Origin of the sequence: Hymenobacter arizonensis, assembly GCF_900115775.1 — a bacterium.
In the GTDB taxonomy this organism is placed as follows: domain Bacteria; phylum Bacteroidota; class Bacteroidia; order Cytophagales; family Hymenobacteraceae; genus Hymenobacter; species Hymenobacter arizonensis.
The window spans coordinates 971,137-988,912 of sequence record NZ_FOXS01000002.1 but is presented as its reverse complement, the minus strand read 5'-3'; the positions used below and the strand labels follow the sequence as shown (position 1 = coordinate 988,912).

Genomic DNA, 17,776 nt, shown 5'->3' with positions numbered 1-17,776 from the left:
GCAACAAAAAGCCCCGCTTCTGTTAGAGGCGGGGCTTTTTGTTGCACATGCGTCTTACATAAGCACGATACGCCGCGTGGTCGTCGGGCCATCTTTGGCCTGCACTCGCAGGAGGTACACGCCCGGGCGCAAGCCGCTGGTGTCGATGCTGTTGATGGCTCCATTGGCGGTTCCGGCGCGCTGGAAACGGCCCAAGGCATCGTACAGCTGCATCAGTATCTCATCCTGGCTGCCCGAAATCACGCTTAGGCTGGTGCCGGCTTCGGCTGGGTTCGGGAACACGAGCAGGTCGTCGGGGCCAACGTAGTCCACCTCCTCTTCCTGACTTAAAAACACCTGCCCGCTGGTGGTTTCCAACCGCACCCGGTAATGGTAGCGGCTGGGTTCGGGGAGCTGGTCGGTTAGCAGCATGGCCAGTTGCGTGACCGGCGCAATGGTCTGCACGCCCTGGTACCCGCCCGAGGCCCGCCGCTCCAGCGTCACGGACTTCAGCTGAAAGGCAGTGCCCAGCTCCAGGTCGAACGCCACCGAATCGGTCACGAACTGCCGCGGCCGAAACGAGCGGAAATAACACGCCGTGCCCTGGGTACTAAAATCGATGGTAGTGCTGGGGCTTGCCACCTGGCCCTGCACCACCGGGGCCATGGCATAGTAGCGGTTAGCCATTTGGGCGGGGCTGAGCAGCAGTGCCGTATCGGCGGTGAGCACGAAGGGCTCGAGCGCAGTAGCCCCAAGCTGATATACCTGGTATTGACCCACGCCGGGCACCTGCGCCCAATGCAGCAGCGTGCCGCCATCGGTGCAAGTGTAGCCCACTTGCAGGGGTGGCGCCTGCACCAGCGCAAAGGTGTCGGACACAAAAGTGCGGTTACCGGTCACCAAGCGCAGCTGGGCGAGGGCCGTGGTATCGGGCGTGGTCCAGGCGTAGCGGTTTTGGGTTAGCGGCACCGCAGGCTCAACCAAGCGCCACTGGTTTTGGCCAATGGGGCGGTATTCCAGGCGGGCCGTGGTGGCCGCGCCACTCCAGTCCCAGCGCAGCGTGTTGGCCGCGCCGGGGCGCACGTTGTCGGTGCTTTGCGGGCTCACCCACTCCAAGTTCGGGGCATTTACTTCGTAGGCCAGGCTGAAGGATTGGGGGCCTTGGAGCACGCTGAAGCCACGCACGCGCAGCTCGTATGTGCCCGCTGCGGGCACGGCCAGCGTTATCTGCTCCACGTTGTTGAGGTGGTCGGGGCGGCGGCGGGCGGGCAAGGCCAGCGAGTCGGGGTGAGCCGAGGCACTGAGCACCCACGGCCGCCAGCGCTGGCCGGTGCTGCGCGCCACCAGCTCCAGGTCCAGGTCATTGACGAGGGCGCGGGCGGCGTTGGCTGGCGCTTCGGGGTCGTTCCAAACCAAGGTGGCCTTGAGCTGCTGCTGGCCAGCCGGAACAGTAATGGTGAACACCTGCTCGTTGCCCTGGGTGACAGTGCCGCTAAAAAACCGGCGGTCGCGCATGGTGCCGATGGCGCCCAAGGCATCGGCCTGCCCAAAGCCACTCACAAAGTCCACTTCCGGGCGCCCCAGGTCGTTGGCGCTGTTGACGAGCACGGCTTTTACCAAGGCTGCAGTGGGCAGCGCGCCACTGTTTTGGTCCCGATACACTTGCTGCAAGAGCAAGCTAATGCCCGACACCAGCGCCGCCGACTCAGACGAGCCGGCCTCGCCGTAGGCTACTAGCTCGGGTTTCACGCGGCCATCGTAAGCCGGCCCCCGTGAGCTGCGCGCGGCTACCTGCCCCGAAGGGTCGGTGGCGCCCACGGTCAGGGTGTTCTTCGACATCTTGAACTGCCCCGTGAGGTTGGCCACACCCGCAACGCCCGCGTAAGGCCCGGCTGCACTGGTTTGAGTGCCCGAGTTGCCGGACGAGAACACATGCAGCAACGACGGAAACTGCCGCAGCTGGCGGTCGTATTCCTGGCTTTCTACACCGTAATAATTCTCAATGGCCACCCCGTAAGAGTGGTTTTGCACCGACACACCGGCTTGGGTCAGCTGCTGGCCATCGTCAGGCAGTAGCCGGGCAAAGTTGGAGCTGGCCAGGCGCGCTCCCCGCGCCACACCCCGGCCCTGCGGGTGGGAGTTGCCCGCACCGGCTATGAGCGTGGCCATGCCCGTAGCATGGTCTGAGGCGGGACCTGCGAAAGCACCAGGGTTCACCACGCGCCCTTTAAAGTCGATGTCGTCGGGGTTGAATTCCAGCTCTTTCACCGAAACCGTGAGGCCTTGCCCGGTGAGCTGCGGGAAGCGCGCCTGCACCGTTGCAATGGCATTTACTGACAAATCAGAGTTGCTCAGCTGCCGCTCGGGATGGGCTTGCCGGTCTGCCACGTCCACAAATGCCACAAATGGACAAGCGGCCAGTTGCGCCAGCGTAGTTGGGCGAAGGCTCCCCACTGCCAAAGTGTAGGGCGAAGCACTGGGCTGGGAAACCCGGGCGGTGCGCAGATACTGCTGTGCCCATTGCCGAAAAGCCACCGGGTCTGTCACGCTCACGCGCACCGTTCGGGTGTGCTGCTGAGCGGCCGGGGCCCGCAGTGCCGGGGCTAGCTTACTAACCGGAGCGGGGCGAAATGGAACTTGAGCATGAAGTGTGCCGACAGCAGCCAGGGTCAGAAGCATGGCAATGCCTGTGCTTTTTACCGCTGGCAGCCAACGCCTATAAATGCCCGTGGGCCCACTTATTACTAACCCCATGTATGCAAGTTCTTTGGTAGAAAAATCAGCTGGGCGCGTCTTCTTCCAAAGATAACCCAAACATCATTTTAAATGGATAAAGCACTTGTTCTAACAGCAAAGAAGGAACCCGCACCACGCAGGTTCCTTCTTCTCTGGCTGCAAAACAGTATTTACATGCCGGGCTTCAGCACCACTTTGGTGCAGTTGTCCAGCTTTTCGCGGAAAATCTTATAGCCGTGAGCCGCTTCGGTCAGCGGCAGACGGTGCGAGATGATGTCGTCGAGCCGCACGTCGCCGTTGGCCACGTGCTTGAGCAGGCGGTCGATGTGCTTGTGGGCTGGGGCCTGGCCGCCTTTGATGGTGATGCCTTTGTCGAAGAACTGGTGAATCGGGAAGTTGTCGAACGGCGAAGAGTACACGCCCAGCACCGACACGAAACCACCGCGGCGCACGGCACTCATGCAGGCCAGCAGCACTTTGTCGGAGCCTTTCTCCACGTTGATAACGGCCTTGGCGCGGTCGAGCAGGTTGCGGTCGGGCTCGAAGCCCACGGCTTCCACGCACACGTCGGCGCCGTAGCCGCGGCTCATGCTCCGAATTTCATCCACCACCTGCTTCTGGTTTTCCCACAAAATGCCTTCGGCATTAGCGGTTTCGCGGGCTTTGTCGAGGCGATAAGCCTGGGTATCGACGATGATAACCCGGCTCGCGCCCCGCAGCCAAGCCGACTTAGCGGCCATGATGCCAACCGGACCGGCGCCAAAAATGGCAATTACTTCGCCCCCCTTCACTCCGGCCCAGTCGATGCCGGTGTAGCCGGTGGGGAATATATCGGTCAGGAAAAGCGCCTGCTCATCGGTCAGGCTATCGGGGACAATGCGGGGACCGAAGTCGGCGTAGGGCACGCGCACGTACTCGGCCTGGCCGCCGTCGTAGCCGCCGTACAAGTCGGTGTAGCCAAATAGGGCGCCGCCTTTTTCGGTCATTAAGCCGCCTTCGGGACCGTAGTGCTCGGGGTTGGAGTTTTCGCAGTGCCCGGGCAGCTCGTGGTTGCAGAACAGGCAATGCCCGCAGGCCACCGGGAAGGGCACCACCACGCGGTCACCGCGCTTGAGGTTGCCCACTCCCCGACCCACTTCCTCCACAATGCCCATGAATTCGTGGCCCAGGGTCATGGGCCGGGGCTGCGGAATGCTGCCGTTGTAAATGTGCAGGTCGGACCCGCAAATGGCCGTACTCGTTACGCGGATAATGGCGTCGCGGGCGTCCAGGATTTCGGGGTCGTCCACATTATCGACGCGGACATCTCGCATGCCGTGAATTCGAAGGGCTTTCATAGGAAATGGGTTGAGGTTGAGGAGGAAGAACTTCCTCAAGCTAACGGCCCACCTTTCCAGAAGTTACCAGCCTCAGAGTCTCGTAATAATAAGCTCGGCGTTAGTTCAGACTATTTCCACTGATACACTGCCACTCCCGCAGCCGTGAAAATATACGCCAGGGAATCGCCCACCAGCACCTGCCGGACCTCCGCCGGATTGACGTCGGCGGGCAAAGCCATGCGACGTTCCGTGAGGTTGTAGAGGTGGAAAAAATGGATGGAGCCGCCGGCGAAGTAATACATCTCATCGCCCCGGAAACCCACCATGTTCAGTCCTGTGAAAGGAATTTTCTTCTTGTAGTTGCCCAGGTTATCAAACACATAAACCCCCGTCACCCGGTCAACCAGGTAAATATTATTCTGGTAGTGCCGCAGAAAGCGGAAGTCCGGCCGGGTGCGCCCAATAATCAGGTCTAATGGGGTGTTCTTGACGAGGCGCAGGTTGTTCGGGTCGAACTCGCGCAGCACTAAATTGCTCTCGTCGAGCAGCCAGATGCGATTATCCGGCGCCAGGGTAGCGGCCCGCACGGTGCCGTCAAGGAAGTCGGCCAGCCGCACTTCGGTAATGAGCGCCAAAAACCGGTCGAGCAGGACCAACTGCTGCCGGTCGTCGTTGAAAACCAGAATACTGGTCATGTTCCAAGCCTCAACTTGGGCCGCATGGCCAGGCTGGGTGGGCGCGAACGTATTCAGCGGCAAGCCCTCGGGGCCATACTGGCGCAGGTTGTTATCGGCATCGGCGACGTAGAGAGTGCCGCGTCGGTCGAGCGAGGCCGCACCCGGATTGCGCAGCTTAATGAGGCGCAAAAATTTCCAAGGCGCCGCGCCCGCCGCAGAGTCAACAAGTGCTGTTACCGGCTGCACCGGCGACACCACTACTTGCGATGCCGGTGCTACCGAAGCCGCGGAAGGAGCTTTAACCTGGCCGTGGGCCGTGGTACTGAGAAAGAACAGGGTCAACAATAGCTGACCCACTGGCACGCGTCTGTGGGCGCTACTTCTCAAAATGCTGCAGGGCCAGTTCGTTGCCATCATACACACCGTAAGAGCAATAATTGACCCATTCGCCCAGGTTGACGTAGCGACTGCCCGGCCCCACGGCTACATCAAGCGGCAGGTGGCGGTGGCCAAACACGTAATAGTCGTGGTGCGTGTCTGCTTCAACCTCGCGGCAGTACTGTAGCAGCCATTCTTCCTCCCCAAAATACTTCGCATCGGCCTCACCGTTTTGCAGGCGGCTGTGGCGGCTCCACTTATTGGCCAGGCCAATGCCGAAGTTGGGGTGCACCCACCCAAACAGCCACTGCGCTACCGGCGAGGTGAACACCCGTTTCAGCAGCTTGTATTTATGGTCTTTCGGCCCCAGCCCGTCGCCGTGGCCGATGTGAAATAACTGGTTGCCGATGCGCTGCGATACCTCGTGGCGCAGCACCGGAATGCCCATTTCCTGCGTGAAGTAGCCGAACATCCACATATCGTGGTTGCCGGTGAAGATGGTGATGGGCAGGCCCCGGTCGGTGAGCTCGGCTAGTTTGCCTTGCAGGCGGCTGAACCCCCGCGGAATGGCGTGCTTGTACTCAAACCAGAAATCGAAAATGTCGCCCAATAAGTAAATGGCCGCCGCATCCTGCGACACCTCATCGAGCCAGCGCACAATGCGCCGCTCCCGGGCCAGCGACGACGCAGCATCGGGCGCGCCGAGGTGAAAGTCGGAGGCAAAATACACCCGGCGGCCGGGCTCCAGGGCCAGGTCGGGCAACGTGCGGGGTGGCTTCATAGGGGCAGGTTTTCGGCGTCGTCTTCCAACAGGAAAAGCGCCAGGCGGCGCGGGCCGTGGGCCCCAAGTACTAAGGTTTTTTCAATGTCGGCGGTGCGGCTGGGGCCGGTGGTGAGCGACACCATCGACGGCATTTGCGCCCCGAAGCGCGCCTGCACCACGCGCAGGGCCTCCCCTATCTCGGCCACTACCTGGCTGGGGCGGGCCAGCACTAAATGCTGGTCGGGGTAAATGCTCAGGCGGCGCCCGCTGGCCGTGGCAGCCGACACCAGCACGCTGCCCGTGCGGGCCACCAAGGCCTCGCAGCTGGTTAGGCTTAAATCGGCTTGCTCGACAAACTCGGTTTCGTCGGCTCGAAAGGCTACGCCAGAGGTCCGTAGCAGCGCTTGCAGCTGAGGCTCCCATACGTAGGGCGCGCCTACTTGCTGGCGCTTTTGGAAACCGGCCAGTTGCACCGCCAGGTGCTCAAGGGATTCGCAATAGTAAAACTCGCCGCCTACACGCTGGAAACTTTCAGCAAAGGCCACCACTACGTCGCTGTTATTGAGCGGCGGGTGTACCGGCGCAGCAAAATCGGGCCGGGGCGGCAGCGGCGCGGGCTGCGCCAGGCTTTGGCGGATGCGGGCGAGCACGGCGTCGCGAGAACTTTCTGCCATGGAGTAAAAATGGGCCGGGTTGAAGCTTCAAAGGTAACCGGCTTGTCAGAAGTGGAAAGTGGTACGGGAAGCCCACAAAAAAAAGCCAGCCCTTGCGGACTGGCTTTTGGTAGCAGTTAAGCTAGGTTACAAGCCGGCTACAGCGTTGCCGCTGGGGGCCGAGGTTTCGTTGTTGCGGTCATTGCTTTCCATACCGGGCAGGTTCAGCTCGGGCAGGTCGTTGCCGAGCTTGCCGGCTGCGGCTTGCTCGCCTTTGACTTCACTGGCGGTTTCGCTGCGGTCGGTGCCGGCCATGTGGGCCTGGTAATTGGTCTGGCTGTCGAACGGACGCGGGCCCACGAGGCGGGTCAGGTCTTCCTGTTGCAGCACTTCTTTTTCCAGCAATTCCTTCGCTACTACTTCCAACTCATGACGCCGCTCGGTGAGCAGTTCCTTGGTCCGAACGTAGGCGTTTTCGATGATGGTGCGAACTTCTTCGTCTATCATCTGCGAAGTGGCTTCCGAGTAGGGCTTCGAGAAACCAAACTCATTTTGGCCCTTCGAATCGTAGAACGAGACGTTGCCTAGCTTGGCGTTCATGCCGTACATCGTCACGATGGAGTAAGCCATTTTGGTGATGCGCTCTAGGTCGCTGAGGGCGCCGGTGGAGATTTTGCCGAACACCAGTTCCTCGGCAGCGCGGCCACCCAGGGCCATGCACATCTCGTCAATCAGCTGCTCGGTGTTGTACAGGAACTGCTCTTTGGGCAGGTACTGCGCATAGCCCAGAGCGGCTACACCACGAGGCACAATGCTCACTTTCACCAAGGGGTCGACGTGCTCCAGGAACCAGCCCGCAATGGCGTGGCCAGCTTCATGGTAGGCCACGATGCGCTTCTCACCGGGCGAAATGATTTTGTTCTTCTTCTCCAAACCACCAATCACACGGTCAATGGCGTCGGTGAAGTCCTGGTCGGTAATCATCTTCTTGTCGCGACGAGCGGCAATCAGCGCGGCCTCGTTGCAGACGTTGGCAATCTCAGCACCAGCGAAGCCAGGGGTTTGAGCCGACAGACGACGAGCGTCCACGTCGGGGCCCAAGGTCAGGGGCTTCAAGTGCACCTGGAAAATCTCGGTGCGGCCATTGATGTCCGGCTTGTCGATGCTGATTTGACGGTCGAAACGACCGGGACGCAGCAGGGCCGAGTCTAGGGTATCGGGGCGGTTGGTGGCGGCCAGAATGATAACACCGGAGTCGGTGCCGAAGCCGTCCATTTCCACCAGCAGAGAGTTCAGCGTGTTTTCGCGCTCGTCGTTGCCGCCGGGCGTGCTGCCCTTACTACGGCTACGGCCCACGGCGTCAATCTCATCAATGAAGATGATGCAGGGCGCTTTGGCTTTGGCTTGCTTGAACAAGTCACGTACCCGGGCCGCACCCACACCTACAAACATCTCGACGAAGTCGGAGCCCGACAGCGAGAAGAATGGCACATCAGCCTCACCGGCTACAGCTTTCGCCAGCAGAGTCTTACCGGTACCGGGAGGACCTACAAGCAGCGCGCCTTTGGGGATTTTACCGCCGAGGATGGTGAATTTGCTGGGGTTCTTCAAGAACTCCACAATCTCCTGTACTTCCTCTTTGGCTTCTTCGAGGCCCGCTACATCTTTAAAGGTGATTTTCACCTTGTCGCCGCCCTCAAACAAGGCCGCACGGCTCTTACCGATGCTGAAAATCTGACCACCAGGGCCGTTGGCGCTGCCCATGCGACGCATCAGGAACCAGAAGCCAACTATCATTAGGATGATGAAGCCGTAAGTGCCGATGTAGTCGCCGGGGCTCTGACGGCTGTCAATGTTCAGCGGCAGACGCTCGGCTTGGGGAACATCTTTCTGCAGGTTGTTCAGGTTTTCCTGAAACAGCTTGGCATCAACAACGGGAAAGTAGAACTGGGCACCGGTGCCCGCAGCGCCAAAGGGCGTGCGGCGGGTCAGCTCCTGCTTGTACTCATTTTTGCGCAAGGCCTCGGGCTTGAGGCTCACCTCCACCATCTTTTCGTTGATGATGGTGATTTCGCGTACGTCGCCAGCCACGAGCATCTGCTCGAAGCGCTGCTGATTAATCTTGGCGGGCGAGTTCAGGTTGTTCACCCACATCACCCCAAACAAGAACACCAGCAAGCCGGCCAGCACCCACAGCTGCACACCCGGCCGCGGGTTAGGCGCCGGCATCAGGGGCTTCTTCTTTTTATTGTTATTAGGATTTTTATCCGACATGAAAATAGCTAGTTAAATCAGGTATAACTAAGAGCGAAACACCGCGCCGAAAGCAAATGTTCGGTTCGGATAAGACGCAGTACCAGCGTATTTATTTTATCCGGGCAAGCCGAATTAAGCCGGCTCGGCCTCGATGTAGCTGATGTTGGCGTCGCCCCACAGCTCTTCGAGTGCGTAGAACTTGCGGCGGTCGCGCAGAAACACGTGCACCACCACGTCGACGTAGTCGAGCAGCACCCACTCGCGGTTGGTGCGGCCTTCGGTTTGCCAAGGGCTCTCGCCGGTTACTTTTTCAATTTCTTCCTCCACCGACCGGGCTACGGCATCAATCTGCGTGTCCGAATTGGCCGAGCAGATGATGAAATAATCCGCCACGGCGTTTTTGAGTTCCTTCAAATTCAGCACCACGATGTCAGAAGCTTTCTTGTCCTGCATCCCGCGAATTACCAAATCTGCCAATGTGTCTGAATCCTGACGGACCAACGTGCTTTTCATATTGTGTTATTAGGTTTGAGCTTTGCAGCTGAAAGTCTACGAAGTTAACGAAACGCGAAAGAAGGCCGTGGTTCTCACCCCTCAAACCTTATTCACGGGCCAGCAACTGATTTGGTTGCCGGTATGTGCCTCCACCAATACGGAGGCACAAGCTTTGATTGTCCAAAACCGGGCCAGCGACGGCTGCACCGTAATTACGGACTTTCAGACCGCTGGCCGGGGCCAGCGCGGCAACCAGTGGGAGGCTTCCCCCTCCGAAAACCTCATGCTTTCGGTGGTGTGGCAGCCCACGTTTTTGGCCGCCGCCCAACAGTTCCGCCTTAGCCAGGCCGTGGCGCTGGGCGTGCACGACTGGGCGGCCTCCCTGCTGGGCCCCGACCCCAAGTTAAAGCTAAAATGGCCGAACGACCTGTACTACGGGAACCAGAAGCTGGGTGGCGTGCTCATTGAAAACAGCCTGAGCGGCACAAAGATTCAACACAGCATCATTGGTATTGGCCTGAATATCAACCAGCAAATTTTTGCCGTGCCTACCGCGACCTCCATTGGCCAGCTCACGGGCCGCCCCTATGCCCGCGAGGCCGTGGCCACCCGCCTGCTCGAGTGCCTGGAGCGGCGCTACCTGCAGCTGCGAGCCGGGCAAGTAGGCAAGCTGCGGCAGGAGTACCTGCGGGCGCTGTACCGCTACCAGGAAATTCATTCCTTTTTAATCGATGGAAAGCAGGTAAGCGGCCAGATTGTCGGGGTGGAAGATGACGGGCGGCTGGCCGTGGCCATTGACCAGGAGCTGCGCCGGTTTGGAATGCAGGAAATCCGGCACGTGTAGCAACCATTGCGGGCTTTTTGGCATCAAACCAGCGTATCCGAATTTTTCAATTGGTGCGAATAATCACTGGCCGAACATGTCAGGGTGGCCATTGCTTACTTTTTTTAGCTTGGGCATGCAACTTTTCGCCATGTTATTGGTCTATCATATTGACAATACACGCTTTGCGCTAGCGAAGGGCAATACCTAGCTCAACTCGGCACGGTGCTTGTATTTTAATGGTTGAGGCTGATGCCTCCTTTCTTCTTTGCTATTCCTGATTTGACTATGAGATTCTTTACTCAGTGCTTGGTGTTCCTGCTGTTGCCTTTGGCAGTAGCGCTTGCGGCGCCGGCCAATGCCACGCAGGGCACTCCGGCCCCGGCGGCAGCACCAACGACGACGCCCGACACCCGCGCCTCTATCACGTTCCTTAATGTGTACCCCAACCCCAGCCGCGGCCAGATAACCGTGCAGCTGACCCAGCGGACCACCGGCGACTACAAGTTTCGCCTGAGCAACATCATCGGCCAGGAGCTGCGCACCATCGCGCTTAAGCCCGAGCTTGCCAGCGCCGGCCTGCCCGTTGATTTGAGCGACTTCCGGGCGGGTATGTACTTCTACAGCCTGCTCGTAGACGGCAAAGTGGTGACCACGAAGCGGCTGGTTCTGCAGAACTAACCGAAACTTCTTCTGATTTAGTGAATGAAAAGCAGCTTTTAGCTGCTTTTCGTGTTTGTGGGGTATTCGGCGCCACGTATTCCGCCTCCCCGGGCCCAAGTGGCACTCCTGACAAGCCAGTGCGTTGATTTACCGGCGCGCCCGTGGCCTGCACTTCGTGCTACTGCAACGCTGCAATGCCTACTTTTGACTTTTAACTGCTTTCCTAACTTTCGTTTCCCGACCCTCTGCCTGCTGCGTTGGCCCGTGGGGCCTGCGCTCTTATCGACTCTATGCGTTCCTATAAAAGCCTGAATAACCTCGTTGGCTGGCTCGTTTTCGCCATTGCTGCCGTCACGTACCTGCTCACCCTGGAGCCCACTGCCTCGTTCTGGGACTGTGGCGAGTTCATAGCCTGCTCCTACAAGTTGCTGGTGCCCCACCCTCCGGGCGCGCCCACCTTCCTGCTGCTGGGCCGCCTGATGTCGCTGTTCTCGTTTGGCGACGTTACCAAAGTGGCCGTGCTCATCAACGCCCTGTCGGGCCTAAGCAGTGCGTTCACGGTTCTGTTTTTGTTCTGGATTATCACCCGCATGGCCCGCAAGCTGGTGCTGCGCTATGATGCCGCGGCCTCTGCCGTCTCGGCCGAATACATCGAGCCTACCGGCGCCCAAACCCTGCTCATTCTGAGTGCGGGCGCGGTAGGCGCTTTGGCCTTTGCCTTCTCCGATTCCTTCTGGTTCAATGCCGTAGAGGGCGAGGTGTACGCCATGTCGGCGCTTTGCACGGCTGCTGTGGTGTGGATTATGTTGAAATGGGAAGCGCGGGCCCACGAGCCCGATTCCGACAAGTGGCTCATCCTCATTGCCTACGTTATTGGCCTGAGCATTGGCGTTCACTTGCTGAACCTGCTGACGCTGCCCGCGCTGGGCTTCATTTACTACTACCGCCGCACCGCCAACCCCACCACCAAAGGCGCCATCATCGTGCTGGCGGTGAGCATGGTCATTGTGGGCTCCATTATGGTGGGCATCATTCCTGGCCTGCCCACGCTGGCGGGCAGCTTCGAGGTATTCTTTGTGAACTCCGTGGGCCTGCCGTTCAACTCGGGTCTGATTATCTTCCTGCTGGCGTTTATTGCCCTGATTTATGTGGGCTTTCAGCAGTCATTTAAGCGACGCAGCCAGCTGCTGAATACGGCCATGCTGTGCTTTGTGTTCATCATGATAGGCTACTCAAGCTATCTGATTGTTCCCATTCGCAGCTCGTTTAAGCCCACCATCAATGAGAATGCCCCCGATGATGTGCTTTCCTTCGTGAGCTACCTCAAGCGCGAGCAGTATGGCTCGCGGCCCCTGCTCTACGGCCCGCACTTGTTCTCGCAGCCCGACCACTACGAGGAAGGCGCCCCCCGCTACGCCCGCGACCAGAAAACCGGCACCTACAAGGAAATTCTGCCCCGCCAACAGCAGGCCGGCTACCCCGATGGTGACAAGATGCTGCTGCCGCGCCTTTACAACTACGAGCCCGACCAGATTGCGCACTACAAGAAGTGGGTTGACATTCAGGACGGGGTGAAGCCCAGCATGGGCCAAAACTTGGGCTTCATGTTCCGCTACCAGATGGGGCACATGTTCTGGCGCTACTTCATGTGGAACTATGTGGGGCGCGAGTCCGACATTCAGCAGGCGGGCGTTGCGGGGCCATTTAGCCCCAATGCTTCTTCCCTACCCGCTCGCATTGGCGAGAGCCCGGCGCACAACAACTTCCTGGCATTGCCCCTTATTCTGGGCCTTGTTGGCCTGTTTTTCCAGAGCCGCCGCAATGGCAAAGACGCCTGGGTAACGGGCCTTCTGTTCCTGATGACCGGCCTGGCCATTGTGTTCTACCTCAACCAGCCGCCGCGCGAGCCCCGCGAGCGTGACTATACCTTCACAGGGGCCACATTTGCCTTTGCCATCTGGATAGGCCTGGGTGTGCTGGGCATAGCCGAGCTGCTGGGCAAAGTGGTGAAAGCCGATGGCCTACGCGCCGGCCTGGCCCTGGCGGCGGGCTTGCTCATCCCCGGCATAATGGTGGCCCAGGGCTGGGACGACCACGACCGTTCCAACCGCTACAACTCGGTGGACTCGGCCAAAAACCTGCTCAACAGCTGCGCCCAGAACGCCATTCTGTTCACCAACGGCGACAATGACACCTTCCCGCTCTGGTATGCCCAGGAGGTGGAAGGCGTGCGTACCGACGTGCGCGTGGCCGTACTCAGCTACCTGAACACCGACTGGTACATCGCCCAGATGAAGCGCCGCTCCTACAAGTCGCAACCGTTCCCCATTAGCATGGGCGAAGACCGGTACACGCAGGGCACCAACGACATGCTGCCATTCGCGGCCAACCCCTCGGTGCAGAGCGTGAACCTGAAGGAGTTTATCCAGCTGGTGCAGGACAACAACCCGCTGCTGCAGGTGCAGTACCAGGAAGGCGGCCCGGGCATGATGTCGTTTCCGACCCCCAATTTCTACCTACCCGTTGACACAGCCGCCGTGAAAAAGCTTGGCATCATCCCCAAAGAGCGGGAGAAGCAGCTTGTGTCGCGCATGGAGTGGAGCATGGGCAAGCGCGCCATTGAGAAGAAAAACCTGGTGATTCTGGATATGATTGCGACCAATAACTGGGAGCGTCCCATCTACTTCAGCAGCACCGTAGCCCCCAGCGACTACATGAACCTGCAGCCTTACTTCCAGCTCGAAGGCATGGCCTACCGCCTGCTCCCGCTGAAGGACCCGAACTACGACCCGCGCAGCGGTGACGAAGGCTACGTGGAAAAAGACATCACCTACCAGCACTTGTTGAAGGACTTCCAATACCGCGGCCTGCAGAACCCCAATATTTTCTACGACGAAAACCACCTGCGCTTCCCGGCTAACTACCGCGACAAATTTGCCCGCCTGGCCTCGGCCTACCTCTCCGAGGGCAACGTGGCGAAAGCCAAAGAAGTAGCCAACAAGTGCCTGGAGCTGATGCCCGACAACACCATTCCTTATGATTACTACTCGCCGCAGCTGGTGCCCGCATTGGTAGCCGGCGGCGATAAGAAAAAGGCCGATGAATTGCTGGACACCATGACCCGCCGCTCGGAGCAAATGCTGGCTTACTATTCCACCCGGCCCGATGGCAGCCTCTTCGAGGACGACCAGCGCGGCTACCTGCTCAGCCTGCAGAGCGTGTACCGCGCCGCCGAGCTCAGCGGCGACAAGGCTCGTAGCGAGAAAGCCATTGGCTTGATGAATCAGTACTACCCGCGCTAGAATCTGCGGTTGGCACCTTGCTGAAAAGGCCGGTCCGCGCAGTGCGGACCGGCCTTTTTTTGGAACAAATGCATACGTTAGCATACCCGTCGCTGGTAACTTTCGTTTGAATCCAATAGGGCATGCCTCCTCAAAGCTGAACCCTTTTGAATACTTGTCCAGAAACGACTATAGCTATGAGACGTCTTATTGGGTTCGGGGCCATGAGCTGCCTGGTGCTGACTACCATGGGGGCGCGGGAAGCGTACGTCCCTCAAGCGGCCCGGCCCGACTACGCCGGCCTTTACCGCGAGGGCCCGCGGCTGGAGGTCGACACTCGCCGCGAGGGCGACAGCCTGCGCGTATATATGCGCTTGCTCGCGCCGGCACGCCTGGGTCCAGGCCACCCATTGCACGTGGTGGCCTGGCCCAGCTACGAGGCCAAGCAGCCCTTGTGGCAGGACAGCATACCGCGGCGCCTGCAGCGCCCCCGCCCCGAAGCCGACGGGGTGCGCCTGAGCTTTTGCATAGCTGCAGCCCGCGTGCCTGCAGGCACGGTGCTGCAGCTTCGCACTGGTCCCATTGATGCCAAAGACGATTACCAGGATCCCACTAAATCCGCCTGGCTGCGCCTGACCGAGGCCCACTTGACCCGCCCCTTCGTGCTCACCGATTCGGTGGGCCAGCCCCTGCTGCGGCGCTACGTGCAGGCCGGCGAAACCTTTGGCGTCGACAGCTACGGCCTTTACCAGCCCGTGCGCTGGGCACGCTACGCCGTGAATCCGATTGCGGCGCTTCCGCCCATGACCAACCCTTCGGCCATGCCGGCGGGGCCGCGGGTGCTGCCGATTCTGGATTCGGCCACTACCCGGCCCGGCGAGCCCCTGCGCTTTGGCGAGGCTGGCCTGTATGCCCTGCGGGTAGGAGGCAGCGGCGGCACGGCTTCGCGCACGCTGGCTGTAATGGTAGCCGAAAACAAGTACCCGGCACTGACTACAGCGGCCGAGTTGATTGAGCCCCTACGCTACCTCACCACCAGCCAGGAGCGCAAGCGCCTCACCGATGCGCCCGAGCCCAAGCGGGCCGTGGACAGGTTCTGGCTCGACATTGCCCAAGGTAATCAGGCGTTGGGCAAAGACCTGATTCGGCGCTACTACGGACGGGTGACGGCCGCCAACCACCTTTTTGCCGCTCACAAAGCGGGCTGGCTCACTGACAGGGGCTTGCTATACATTGTGCTGGGAGCCCCGCCCAGCGTCCGGCGCCTGTATAATGGCGAAGAGCGGTGGTTTTATCCGGAAGGCAGCCAGAACGGCGGGCCCATCACCTACACCTTCCGCCCGCGGCCGAGTACCTTTGCACCTGATTACTACGAATTGGTGCGCCGACCCGAGTACGAACTGCTCTGGTATGCCGCCGTTGAAAAATGGAGAACCCCACCGACCGCCCTGACCGGCCCGAACGTCCCGCGCGCCCGGTAGCCGGCCGCCGCTTCTACGACGGCGCCAACCGTCCCGTCACCCCTAAGCAGTTCCGCCCCGACCGCGGCGGCAGCGAGTTTGACGACCGCCCTGCCCGCCCCCGAGGCCGCGGCGGCAGCGACAACCGCGACGAAGCCGCCGGCGACCGCACCGGCCGCTCCGACCGCGGCGAATCGCGCCCGCCCTATCGCGAGCGCAGCAGCGGAGGCTCGGATGACCGGCCTCGCTACGAAAACCGCCCCGCCGCCGACCGCAGCATCGACATGCTGTTTGGCCTGCGCCCCATCCTGGAAGCGCTGAGCGCCGGCCGTACGCTGGAGAAAATTTTCCTGCTGCGCGGCACCAAAAACAGCCTGGTCTCGGACATTTCGACAGCCGCCCGCGCCGTGGGCATTCCGGTGCAGCTGGTGCCCGGCGAAAAGCTCGACGGCCTCACCCGCAAAAACCACCAGGGCGCCGTGGCCTTCGTGTCGCCCATCGATTACGCCCCGCTCGACGGCATCGTATCCGGTTTGTTTGAGGAAGGCAAAGTGCCGTTCCTGCTGCTGCTCGACCGCATTACCGACGTGCGCAACTTTGGCGCTATTGCCCGCACCGCCGAGTGCCTGGGCGTGCAAGCCATTGTGGTACCCGGCCGCGGCGCCGCCCAAATCAACGGCGACGCTCTGAAAACCTCAGCCGGCGCGTTGAACATCTTGCCGGTTTGCCGCGAGAATAACCTGCAGGAAACCATCAAATTCCTACAGCAATCGGGCGTAACTGTAGTAGCCTGTACCGAGAAAGCCGACGAAGCTGTAGGCACTTCCGAAGTCGACTTCACTGGTCCAGTAGCTGTGCTCATGGGCTCGGAAGAAGACGGTATTTCGCCGGAGCTACTGCGCTTGGCCGATGTGAAGCTGAAGGTGCCCATGGCAGGACAGATTCAGTCGCTGAACGTGAGCGTAGCCGCAGGCATTATGCTGTTTGAAGTAGCGCGCCAGCGGGTGCAGGCTTAGGGCTTTACCTAGGCTGGCTACAGTTTAGCGAAGCGTAACTGTAAGCCGATAAAACGGGCGCAGTCTCCAGACTGCCGTAAAGGAAATAGCTCCTTTTTCGGCAGTCTGGAGACTGCGCCCGTTTTCGGGGCTGGCAGCCGCGGCAACAGCGTTGCCTTAGGACTGCCGCCAGGCGGCGCGGGGCTAGTTGTAGCCTACGCCCTTTTTCGCCTTCACATCGGCCACAAATTCCTTCACCCGCTGCTCTTCGCTACGCTTGCAAATCAGCAGCACGTTGTCGTACTCGGCTACGATGTAATCTTCCAAGCCCTGCACTACTACCAGGCGCTCAGAAGGGGTTTTGATAACGCAGCCCGTCGTGTCGTAGAGCAGCACGTCGCCGCTCACTACATTGTTGAACTCGTCTTGCTGGCCAATGCGGTGCAGGGAATCCCAGGTGCCGACATCACTCCAGCCAAAGTCGGCGGGTAGGACATACACGTTGTCGGCCTTTTCCATCACGCCGTAGTCGATGCTGATGTTGCGGCAACGCGAATAAGCTTCCCCGATAAATGCCTCCTCTTGGGGCGTGCCCAACTGGTCGGCGCCTTCTTCGAATACTTCGGCAATGTCACCCAGATATTGATGAAACGCATCAATGATGACATCAGCTCGCCACACGAACAGGCCAGAATTCCAGAGGAAATCGCCACTTTCCACAAACATGCGGGCCAACTCCAGATTGGGCTTTTCGGTGAAGGTTTTCACCTTGTGCAGCTGGCCGCCGGGCAACGACTGCTCGTCCATGTACTGGATGTAGCCGTAGCCCGTATCGGGCCGCGAGGGCTGAATACCGAGCGTGATAAGAACATCGTTGGCACGGGCCGACTCTACTGCCACGGTCATGAGCCGGCGAAATTCGTCTTCGCGCAGCACGGCGTGGTCGGCTGGCGTCACAATGATTACTGCCTTGGGGTCGCGCTGAGCAATGCGGTAGCTGGCGTAAGCAATGCAGGGCGCTGTGTTGCGGCCAATGGGCTCGCCCAGAATTTGGTCGGCGGGCAAATCAGGCAGGTGCTCCTGCACCAGCTCGGTATAGTCGCGGTTGGTAACCACAAACACGTTTTCGGGTGGGCACACGCCGGCAAAACGGTCCACGGTAAGCTGGAGCATGGAGCGGCCAACGCCTAGCACGTCATGGAACTGCTTGGGGTGGTTGGTGCGGCTAAATGGCCAGAACCGGCTGCCAATGCCGCCGGCCATAACGATGAGATAAGTAGAATTCATTGTAACAAAGG

13 protein-coding genes are annotated in these 17,776 nt (G+C 60.1%); 5 read left to right on the top strand and 8 right to left on the bottom strand.

The features are described 5' to 3' along the window. Positions 1–54 precede the first annotated feature (54 nt). The 7 genes from BMZ66_RS10580 to rsfS form a co-directional block, all read right to left on the bottom strand. Positions 55–2,658 carry a S8 family serine peptidase gene (locus tag BMZ66_RS10580; RefSeq protein WP_177204683.1) on the bottom strand — a complete coding sequence of 868 codons (2,604 nt, stop codon included), beginning with the start codon at positions 2,656–2,658 and terminating at the stop codon, positions 55–57. A gap of 227 nt (positions 2,659–2,885) precedes the next feature. Further along, entirely contained in the window at positions 2,886–4,052 is a 1,167-nt protein-coding gene (locus BMZ66_RS10575) for a zinc-dependent alcohol dehydrogenase (protein WP_092672233.1), read from the bottom strand. 110 nt (positions 4,053–4,162) lie between these two features. Beyond that, on the bottom strand, positions 4,163–5,053 hold the full coding sequence (locus BMZ66_RS10570) for a hypothetical protein (protein ID WP_092672230.1): 891 nt from the start codon (positions 5,051–5,053) through the stop codon (positions 4,163–4,165). Between the two features lie 34 nt (positions 5,054–5,087). Beyond that, entirely contained in the window at positions 5,088–5,870 is a 783-nt protein-coding gene (locus BMZ66_RS10565) for a UDP-2,3-diacylglucosamine diphosphatase (protein WP_092672227.1), read from the bottom strand. After that, positions 5,867–6,526 carry a LutC/YkgG family protein gene (locus tag BMZ66_RS10560; protein ID WP_092672224.1) on the bottom strand — a complete coding sequence of 220 codons (660 nt, stop codon included), beginning with the start codon at positions 6,524–6,526 and terminating at the stop codon, positions 5,867–5,869. The genes BMZ66_RS10565 and BMZ66_RS10560 overlap by 4 nt, the downstream gene beginning before the upstream one ends. 126 nt (positions 6,527–6,652) lie before the next feature. Then, a complete protein-coding gene (ftsH, locus tag BMZ66_RS10555) occupies positions 6,653–8,779 on the bottom strand; it encodes an ATP-dependent zinc metalloprotease FtsH (protein WP_092672221.1) in 2,127 nt (708 codons plus the stop codon). A 114-nt stretch (positions 8,780–8,893) separates the two neighbouring features. Beyond that, positions 8,894–9,274: a ribosome silencing factor gene (gene rsfS / locus BMZ66_RS10550; RefSeq protein ID WP_092672218.1), complete on the bottom strand. Its 381-nt coding sequence runs from the start codon at positions 9,272–9,274 to the stop codon at positions 8,894–8,896. 67 nt (positions 9,275–9,341) lie between these two features. On the opposite strand from rsfS, the gene BMZ66_RS10545 reads away from it, so the two are divergent. The 5 genes from BMZ66_RS10545 (at position 9,342) to rlmB (ending at position 16,499) form a co-directional block, all read left to right on the top strand. Beyond that, on the top strand, positions 9,342–10,100 hold the full coding sequence (locus BMZ66_RS10545; RefSeq protein ID WP_177204682.1) for a biotin--[acetyl-CoA-carboxylase] ligase: 759 nt from the start codon (positions 9,342–9,344) through the stop codon (positions 10,098–10,100). 267 nt (positions 10,101–10,367) lie between these two features. Then, positions 10,368–10,760: a T9SS type A sorting domain-containing protein gene (locus BMZ66_RS10540; RefSeq protein WP_177204681.1), complete on the top strand. Its 393-nt coding sequence runs from the start codon at positions 10,368–10,370 to the stop codon at positions 10,758–10,760. Positions 10,761–11,032: 272 nt separating this feature from the next. Next, positions 11,033–14,044, top strand: a complete 3,012-nt coding sequence (locus BMZ66_RS10535; protein ID WP_092672212.1) for a glycosyltransferase family 117 protein — start codon at positions 11,033–11,035, stop codon at positions 14,042–14,044. Positions 14,045–14,220: 176 nt separating this feature from the next. Then, complete coding sequence (locus BMZ66_RS10530; protein ID WP_092672209.1) at positions 14,221–15,504, top strand: GWxTD domain-containing protein; 1,284 nt, start codon at positions 14,221–14,223, stop codon at positions 15,502–15,504. Beyond that, entirely contained in the window at positions 15,450–16,499 is a 1,050-nt protein-coding gene (rlmB, locus tag BMZ66_RS10525) for a 23S rRNA (guanosine(2251)-2'-O)-methyltransferase RlmB (RefSeq protein WP_092672206.1), read from the top strand. The genes BMZ66_RS10530 and rlmB overlap by 55 nt, the downstream gene beginning before the upstream one ends. Before the next feature lie 183 nt (positions 16,500–16,682). On the opposite strand, the gene BMZ66_RS10520 is transcribed toward rlmB, so the two are convergent. Continuing rightward, positions 16,683–17,765 (bottom strand): mannose-1-phosphate guanylyltransferase, encoded by a 1,083-nt coding sequence (locus BMZ66_RS10520; RefSeq protein WP_092672203.1) that lies wholly within the window; start codon positions 17,763–17,765, stop codon positions 16,683–16,685. Positions 17,766–17,776: the final 11 nt, after the last annotated feature.